Source organism: Pseudomonas sp. (assembly GCF_026224925.1).
Lineage (GTDB): Bacteria > Pseudomonadota > Gammaproteobacteria > Pseudomonadales > Pseudomonadaceae > Aquipseudomonas.
The window spans coordinates 1-8,422 of the sequence record NZ_JAMFRV010000692.1 but is presented as its reverse complement, the minus strand read 5'-3'; the positions used below and the strand labels follow the sequence as shown (position 1 = coordinate 8,422).

Genomic DNA, 8,422 nt, shown 5'->3' with positions numbered 1-8,422 from the left:
TTCGCGAACAAGTTCGCTCCCACCGGTATTAACAGCCTGTGGGACCGAATTCATTCGGAAAGGCGATATATGCCCACCGCCAATCTCGTATCAGTCCAGCAAAAAACGCCCCAGCCGCTGTTTGAGCATGAAGTTTTCTGCCCGTAAACGGTCCACCTCGGTCAGCAAATCCAGCGCCAACGCCACGCCTTCCCACTCAAGTTCAAGATCATGCTGCAACTTGATCGCTAGCCGCGCGACGGCCAGTGCATCGGCGTCGAACAGCCAATCATCAGGCCGCTGCCCCTGAGGTTCGAGGATGCCGTGTCCGACGATTTCGGTCACGAAGGCGGCCGGCATTTCGGTCACCTGACAGAATTCCTTCATATCCAGTTCTGCGATCAGGGGGCTGCTCATGATCAATTACTCCATTGGGCTCTCGGATCGAATGCCGCTGTATCGGCCAAGCTCTGCCACAGTGCTTTTGTGGCGTCATCACTGGTCTTGGGCATCACAACTTTCAACTGGGCGTACAGATCGCCACGCTGGCCTTGCTTGTCGAGCAAACCATTGCCTTTAACCCGCAAGCGTTGACCGCTCTGGCTGTCCGGACGAATGGTCAGGTTGATCTTGCCGGTGAGGGTCGGCACGGCAACCTTGGTGCCCAGTGCCGCTTCCCACGGCGCCAGCGGCACGGTGATGATCAAGTCGTGACCTTCGACATCGAACAATGGGTGCGGTGCGAAGCGAATAATCAGGTACAAATCGCCATTTTCGCCGCCGCCAACACCCGGCGCGCCCTGCCCTTTAAGACGAATGCGCTCGCCGTCAGCCACACCGGCCGGAATTTTCACGTTCAGGGTTTTGGTAACGTCGGCCATACGCTGGCCGTCAGCGCCGTGCTGAGCAACTTTGAAGCTGACTTGCTTGGACTCGTTCGACAGGGTCTCTTCGAGAAAGATCGGTAATTCCATTTCTACATCCTGACCACGACGACCAGCGCTTCGACCCCGGCCTTGCTGAGCCCGACCACCAAAGATCGAACTGAAAAAATCTGAAAAATCGCCTGCATCTTCGCCGTAGCCGCCTGCGGCTCCGCCACGGGTCTGATAACCCGGCGGCCCCTGGAAGGGGCGACCCGGTTGGCCGTACTTACGCAGGTCATCGTATTCGGCACGTTTGTCCGCGCTTTTGAGAACCTCATAAGCTTCGGACGCTTCTTTGAATTTGTCCTCTGCGTCCTTTTCTTTACTGACGTCAGGGTGATATTTGCGTGCCAGCTTGCGATAAGCGACCTTGATCGCTTTGTCGTCTGCGGTAGGTTCCACCCCAAGAATCTTGTAGTAGTCTTTGAAGTCCATCTAACGGTCACCATCCCCAATTATCCAGCGCAGCCTCAAAAGGCCCTTGCTCAGCGCGTAGCATGCTCTTTTTCGGATTTAACTGCACCTAACCGACGTTTCACTCTACGCATCTGCGGTGTGCTGACATACACTGCGCGGCCGTTTTTTTGACTGGAACATGAAGCGCATGAAAAACGAATCTCCAGCCCGTGCCTGCGGTATCGACTTCGGCACATCCAATTCCACTGTCGGCTGGCTACGGCCGGGCATGGAGTCGCTTATCGCGCTGGAGGACGGCAAAATCACTCTGCCTTCGGTGGTGTTCTTCAATATGGAAGAGCGTCGCCCGGTGTACGGCCGCCTGGCGCTGCACGAGTACCTGGAAGGCTATGAAGGCCGCCTGATGCGCTCGCTGAAGAGCCTGCTGGGTTCCAAGCTGATTAAACACGACACCAGTGTGCTTGGCACCGCGATGCCGTTCAAGGACTTGCTAGGGCTGTTCATCGGCCAACTGAAGCAACGTGCCGAAACAGCCGCTGACCGTCCCTTTGACGAAGTGGTGCTGGGCCGCCCGGTGCATTTTGTCGATGACGACGCCGCTGCCGACCAGGAAGCCGAAGACACTCTGTGGAAGTTGCACACAAGATTGGCTTCAAGGAAGTGTCGTTCCAGTACGAACCGATTGCGGCAGCATTCGACTATGAGTCGACCATTGAACGTGAAGAGTTAGTACTCATCGTCGATATCGGCGGCGGTACATCGGACTTCTCCCTAGTCCGTTTGTCGCCCGAGCGCCGTTTCGTCGATGACCGCCATGACGACATTCTCGCCACCGGCGGCGTACACATCGGCGGTACCGACTTCGACAAGCAATTGAGCCTGCAGGGCGTTATGCCACTGTTCGGTTACGGCAGCCGGATGAAGAGCCAGGCCTATATGCCGACCAGTCATCACATGAACCTGGCGACTTGGCACACGATCAATGCGGTGTATTCGCAGAAATCGCAGATTTCGCTGGCCAGCATGCGTTATGACATCGTCGACACGGGCGGCATTGATCGTTTGTTCAAGCTGATCGAACAGCGTGCCGGCCATTGGTTGGCGATGGAAGTCGAAGAGACCAAGATTCAGCTGACCGAAGCAGACAGCCGTCATGTGCCACTTGATCGCATTCAACCGGGCTTGAGCGTTGAACTGAGCCGCGCGTTGTTTGAATCATCCATCGAGGCGTTGCTGACCCGTGTGCGCAACAGCGTATCGAAGTTGCTCAATGATGCAGGCGTGAGCGTCGATTTGGTCGATACGGTGTTTTTCACTGGGGGCTCAAGCGGGATTCCGGCGTTGCGTAACAGCGTTTCCGCCATGCTGCCCAACGCGCGCCATGTGGAAGGCAACATCTTTGGCAGCATCGGCAGCGGCTTGGCGATTGAAGCCAAAAAGCGCTACGGCTAAGGCTCCTACAGGGATCTGTGAACTGCCTCAAGCCTAGGCCCTACCGAGATCCTGTGGGACCGAACTTGTTCGGGAAGCCGGCGCCGCGGTTTGTCTGTCATACCGCGCTGCTTCATTCGCGAACAAGTTCGCTCCCACCGGTTTGGGGACGACCCGGATCCGCTTAAACCAACCCCAACTTACGCAACTCACTTTTCAAATACGCATAGTAGATCGGCCCAGCAACTACCCCGGGAAGGCCGAAGGCTGCTTCGAAGATCAGCATAGCCAACAGCAACTCCCACGATTTGGCGCTAATCTGGCCGCCGACGATCCGCGCATTGAGAAAGTACTCAAGCTTGTGGATCACGATCAGATAACCCAACGCCGCGATGGCCACCCAAATCGACAGTGACAAACCGACAATAAAGATCAGGGTATTGGAGATCAGATTACCCACTACCGGCAGCAAGCCCAGGAGGAAGGTAAGGATGATCAGGGTTTTGGTCAGCGGCAGATGAATCCCGCACAGCGGTAGCACGATCGCCAGAAACACCGAAGTGAATGCCGTGTTAAGCAGCGCTATTTTGATCTGTGCAAAAACGATATTGCGAAACGCTTCATTAAGCAGCTCCAGGCGTTCGAACAGTGCGGCCGACAGCGGTTTACGCTTATGCCCAACAATCGAACGCTGTAGCGCAACGATTGCACCCAGCACCATGCCGATCAACAGCGTCACGAAGGTATGCGCCGCGCCCTTGCCCAACAGTTGCAAGTCGCCCACGTGCTTGGTCATCCAGGCACCCAGAGAGATACGGAATTCGTCAGCACTGGAGGGCAGATAGCTGTCGATGAACGGCGGCAACTGACCACGTGCACGGTCTACGACGGTCATGAACTTGCCCAGGGACGCCCCGGGATTTTCCGCTTCGTGCAGCAAAAAGCTGATGGCGCTGGCAAACAGCAAGGTCAACACGCTGACCACCAACGTACCCAGCAATGCGACAGCCAACCAGCGCGCACGCTCGCCGGCAATCAACAATTGCAGCTTAGGGGTCAGCATATTAACCAGTTGAAAAACCAGCAAACCGGCCAACAGACTGGGCAGAAGTTTGAGCGGTATCGCCGCCAGCAATCCGCCACACACAATGATCAAACTGGCCAACAACACGTGACGCGGAGAAAACGTTGGCATGACAGCCTCTGAAACGAACGGCGCGAAAAGGTGGGCAGTCTGCCAGCGTTCCGAGTCGAGGACCAGTGCTCAAAAGGAAGGTGCCGACGATCAACCGATCACTTCTTCAGACAGGTGCTCATGAAGGCTTTACGTTCATCGCCCTTCAAGGTTTTTGCCTGAGGATCTGCGTTGCAGTCCTTCATCTTCTGCTGCTGTGCCGTAACTGGCTTGGCCGCCGCTGCGGGCGTGGCTTTGAGACAATTGCTCATAAAGGCTTTTCGCTCATCGCCCTTCAACGTTTTTGCTTGAGGGTCAGCATTGCAGGTGGTCATTTTGCTTTGTTGCGCGGTGGCGGCAAATCCTTGTGCGCACATCAAAAAACCCATCACCAATAATGGAACACGCAGCATTTTCATGGAGTTATCTCCTGATTTCCGCGCTGGCAGCACGGCTTGCGCTGAAGTGTAGCCAACGCTCGGAGATGTGTTACTGCATGTGAAAGACTCGCTCAGGCTCTTTTCGCTTGTCGGCGATATTGCTCCGGCGAGCAACCGGCCAAACGCTGGAACATCGAAATAAAGGCCGAGGCGCTGCTGTAACCCATGTCGAAACCAATCTCCTGCACGCTGCGACGCCCTTCCAATGCCTCGATGGCGGTCAAGAAACGCAGGCGCTGACGCCAGTCGCCGAAGCTCATGCCCAATTCCCGCAGGCATTGCCGCGCCAGCGTTCGTTCACTGACATGCACTTTATTAGCCCACTCGACCAATGGCCGGTTATTACCGGGGTCCGCCTGTAACGCCTGAAGAATCGAGACCAGACCGGGGCTTTGCGCGTAGGGCAGATAGCGCGTTTGCACCGGCGCCACACATAGCTGGTCGACGATCACCTGAGCCAGTCGTATATCGGCATCACTCTGTGGGACTTTTACGTCGCGATCGGCAAAGTCATTGAGAATTGCCTTAAGAATGTCGCTGATGACCAGCGTGCACGGTTCACTCGGCATGTGCGTGCTGTGTTCCAGCGACAGGTAAACCGAGCGATAAACGATGGCCTGGCGGTTGTAACAGCTGTGTTCGGCGTGGGGCGGAATCCACACCGCGTATTGCGGCGGCGAGATAAAACGCTGCCCAACGATCTCAATTTCCATCACGCCGTGTTTCACAAAGTTGAGTTGCCCCCAAGCATGGCGATGAGCGTCGCTATGGGTGTCAGCGCCGAACTCATCATGGCGCAGGTACACCGGGCACGGCAGCCCGGAAAAATCAGGGATGCTGAGAAGCTTGGTGGTCATGCTGTCTGCTGCCCAATGGAAGTTGTCCGAAACGAAGTATAGCCATCGCGACAGACAGGCGGATAATCCCGTCTTACTTCTTCGCGGTGCTCCCATGCAATACCTGCTTCCCCTGCTGACAATCGTTATCTGGTCGGCCAACAACGTGGTCAACAAACTCACGGTCGGCGTGATTTTCCCCGCCGAAATAGGTTTTTATCGCTGGTTGCTGGCGGGTGTTCTGTTCACCCCGTTTTTGCTCAAGCCAGTGATCAAGAACTGGGCGCTGATCAAACCCAACCTGAAAAAGATCTTCGTACTCGGCGTGCTCGGCATGGCGGTTTATCAAAGCCTGGCGTACTTCGCGGCGTCGATGACCACCGCTACCAACATGGGGATCATCTTGTCGTTGATGCCGATTATCGCGTTAGGGCTGTCAATTACGACCCTTGGCACCCAGTTGACCACTGGCGCACTGGTGGGCGCGGTATTGTCGTTCAGTGGTGTAGCGGTGGTGGTTTCGGCCGGGAGCCTGAGCGCGCTGCTCGAACGGGGGCTGAACCTGGGCGACGGTATGATCCTAGTGGCCACGGTGGCTTACGCGCTCTACAGCACGCTGCTGAAAAAGTGGCAGATGCGCCTTCCGCCCCTTCAGTTGCTGTACCTGCAGATTTGGGTTGCGGTAATCGTTCTGCTGCCGATGTTCCTGCTGTCGCCCAAAGTGGGGCTGACGCCGAGCAACATTCCACTGATTTTGTACGCATGCATCCCGACTTCGATGCTTGCCCCATTGTTGTGGATGCATTCCATCCGCCGTCTGGGTCCGAGCCGCACGGCAATGTTTCTTAATCTGATGCCGCTTACCACCGCGCTGATCGCATCGGCGGTACTGGGTGAGCATCTGGCCTCGTATCATTTGATCGGCGGCGCGTTGACGCTGGTCGGCGTGGTGCTCGCAGAGCGCTGGACCACGCCGTTGGGCGCCGCAGCACCGGCGTTATAAACCGGCTGCTTTCAGGCGCTCGGCATGCTCGGTAAATAGGCGCACGGGATGCGCGCCCTTGCCCACCAAGCCCAGTGACTGGTTGACGATATCGAAGTGGTCGAGCGGATAGTCGTCGCCGATCACCGTGCCTAAATGCGAACTGAAGCGCCCCACCATGCCATCGCACTGCCCAACCTCCCGAGTAAAGGTGCGGGCAAACAGCCGGCAGCTACGGTTGGTCCCGTCCAGAAGATTGAGCCCGCGATCAGTGCGCCCCGGCTGCAACGTGCCAGACCAAGAGTAATAACGCACGCCATTGACCTCCTCCGGGCCCTGTCCGCCCCACGTTTGCGGCAGCCCTTGCGGATACCGGCTGTTAAACAGCGCGACACCTGCGGTGGTCAGCGACTGATGCGATGCTTGAATATCCACAGGCTGCCTTGGCCCGTGATAACCGGTCTCCAACAGCGCCGTCAACCACGCAAACACGCGCAACAGAAGGTTAAGCAAACGGCCCTTGGCGGTGTCGACAGGGAAGCCTCGTTCAAGATAATCGGCCAGTTCCGACCCATGATTGGGCCCTGCAACGCTGGTGACCGACGCCACCCAATCAGGCCGTTTCGCGGCGGCATAACGAATGGTCAGCGCCCCTTGGCTGTGGCCAATCAGGTTGACCTTCGCCGCACCGGTTTCCCGTAAAATCTGCTCGATCTGCAACAACAGCTGCTCCCCACGTACCTCGGTGGAGTTGACTGCTGACACCATTACCGGAAACACCTTGGCCCCGCCGCGACGTAGCGCCGTGAGGATGCCGAACCAGTATGGGTATAGCACTAGCCGAACAAACCCCAGCATTCCTGGGACCATCACCAATGGGTAACGAGTGGCGAATTTCTGCGTCATGGCACGGGTCCTTTTACACAGGGGCGACTGAATCGTAGCCGTTATATGGACTGATGCCCGATCGCCATCTATTAATCGAACTCTTGCTACCTTCCATCGCTCAAAGCTTCATCGGGCCAACAATGGCTCAGCTATCAGGAGCGTACGTATGTACAAGCAAACCTTGGCAACACTGAGTGTTCTTGCGGTTTTGGCCGGTTGCTCAACCACCCATCAAAACCCCGTGGACTTCGTTACTTATCGCGATCAGCCGCTGGTCAAACAAGTCGCAAAAGGCATGAATGAACAAGATGTCTTAACCGCTGGCGGTGAGCCTTCGTCGCGTCAACACCGCAAAGTCCACCCTGGTAGCTGCAACAACTACGTGCTCAATCATGAAGGTAGCCAACAAAGCTATTACGTATCCTTTGACGGCAACGGTAAGGTCGACGATTCGGGTTTCATGACCTGCGACCAACACGAAGCCAACGATCGCTCGTCGATGTAAGTCTCTGCTTGGTACTGTGTCAAACAGAAGCCTGATGCGTTTAGCCTCAGGCTTTTGCAATTTACGCATCCGATAAAACTTTCTCACGCGCCATCACTCACAACTAGGTACCGATCATGCCGGGGCGCCGTTGACCTTTCACGGTGATCCCACAGAGTAAGACGGAAACCGGATTAGCCCTGGAGATTAATAATGAGCGATGTGCAGCAATTAACCGATGTGAATACATTGCGCCAACGAGCGCGTCAGCACGTGGAAAACGGTGCCGTGACCGAAGGTTACAGCGCCAATCGCGAAGAGGTGGTGCGCTTGCTCAATGCGTCGCTGGCCACTGAACTGGTCTGCGTCCTGCGCTACAAACGCCACTACTATATGGCCACCGGCCTGAAAGCCGCGGTCGCAGCCGCTGAGTTTCTGGAACACGCCGGCCAAGAAGCCGAGCACGCCGACAGGCTCGCTGAGCGAATCGTGCAGCTGGGCGGCGAACCGGAGTTCAACCCGGACCTGCTATCAAAAAACTCCCACGCGCAATACGTTGCCGGCAATACGCTGAAGGAGATGGTCTACGAAGACCTCGTCGCCGAGCGCATCGCCATCGACAGCTACCGCGAGATTATTCAGTACATAGGCAAAGATGATCCGACCAGTCGGAGGATCTTCGAAGACATTCTTGCGCAAGAAGAAGAGCACGCCGATGACATGGCGGATCTTTTGAAAGATTTGTAAGTGGTTTAAGAAACGCCCGGTTGTCTTTGTTAATTGAAGACAACCGGGCGTTTTTTTGTGTCTGGCCGATCTTCTGTGGGACCGAATTTATTCGGGAAGGGGGCGACGCGGTGCTCCT

9 protein-coding genes and 1 pseudogene are annotated in these 8,422 nt (G+C 56.3%); 4 read left to right on the top strand and 6 right to left on the bottom strand.

Annotated features, from left to right (window positions below; genetic code table 11):
* Positions 1–90: 90 nt before the first annotated feature.
* Both M0974_RS28950 and cbpA read right to left on the bottom strand, forming a co-directional pair.
* Positions 91–396, bottom strand: a complete 306-nt coding sequence (locus tag M0974_RS28950; RefSeq protein WP_297845151.1) for a chaperone modulator CbpM — start codon at positions 394–396, stop codon at positions 91–93.
* Between the two features lie 2 nt (positions 397–398).
* On the bottom strand, positions 399–1,340 hold the full coding sequence (gene cbpA / locus M0974_RS28945) for a curved DNA-binding protein (protein ID WP_297845150.1): 942 nt from the start codon (positions 1,338–1,340) through the stop codon (positions 399–401).
* A gap of 169 nt (positions 1,341–1,509) precedes the next feature.
* On the opposite strand from cbpA, the pseudogene M0974_RS28940 reads away from it, so the two are divergent.
* Positions 1,510–2,774, top strand: a pseudogene (locus tag M0974_RS28940) (Hsp70 family protein).
* Between the two features lie 163 nt (positions 2,775–2,937).
* On the opposite strand, the gene M0974_RS28935 reads toward M0974_RS28940, so the two are convergent.
* From M0974_RS28935 to M0974_RS28925, 3 genes are all read right to left on the bottom strand, one after another.
* Positions 2,938–3,948: an AI-2E family transporter gene (locus M0974_RS28935; protein ID WP_297845148.1), complete on the bottom strand. Its 1,011-nt coding sequence runs from the start codon at positions 3,946–3,948 to the stop codon at positions 2,938–2,940.
* 98 nt (positions 3,949–4,046) lie between these two features.
* The gene (locus M0974_RS28930) at positions 4,047–4,346 is read right to left on the bottom strand and encodes a PsiF family protein (protein WP_297845146.1); all 300 of its coding nucleotides are present in this window, start codon (positions 4,344–4,346) and stop codon (positions 4,047–4,049) included.
* 92 nt (positions 4,347–4,438) lie between these two features.
* Positions 4,439–5,224: a helix-turn-helix transcriptional regulator gene (locus M0974_RS28925; RefSeq protein WP_297845144.1), complete on the bottom strand. Its 786-nt coding sequence runs from the start codon at positions 5,222–5,224 to the stop codon at positions 4,439–4,441.
* 94 nt (positions 5,225–5,318) lie between these two features.
* On the opposite strand from M0974_RS28925, the gene M0974_RS28920 reads away from it, so the two are divergent.
* Entirely contained in the window at positions 5,319–6,206 is an 888-nt protein-coding gene (locus tag M0974_RS28920; RefSeq protein WP_297845143.1) for a DMT family transporter, read from the top strand.
* Here M0974_RS28920 and M0974_RS28915 read toward each other — a convergent pair.
* Positions 6,201–7,091 carry a triacylglycerol lipase gene (locus M0974_RS28915; RefSeq protein WP_297845141.1) on the bottom strand — a complete coding sequence of 297 codons (891 nt, stop codon included), beginning with the start codon at positions 7,089–7,091 and terminating at the stop codon, positions 6,201–6,203. The two genes, M0974_RS28920 and M0974_RS28915, sit on opposite strands and share 6 nt — an antisense overlap.
* 148 nt (positions 7,092–7,239) lie before the next feature.
* Here M0974_RS28915 and osmE point away from each other — a divergent pair, with 148 nt between their 5' ends.
* Both osmE and M0974_RS28905 read left to right on the top strand, forming a co-directional pair.
* Positions 7,240–7,578 carry an osmotically-inducible lipoprotein OsmE gene (gene osmE, locus M0974_RS28910; protein ID WP_297845139.1) on the top strand — a complete coding sequence of 113 codons (339 nt, stop codon included), beginning with the start codon at positions 7,240–7,242 and terminating at the stop codon, positions 7,576–7,578.
* 192 nt (positions 7,579–7,770) lie between these two features.
* Complete coding sequence (locus M0974_RS28905; protein WP_297845138.1) at positions 7,771–8,304, top strand: ferritin-like domain-containing protein; 534 nt, start codon at positions 7,771–7,773, stop codon at positions 8,302–8,304.
* Positions 8,305–8,422 lie beyond the last annotated feature (118 nt).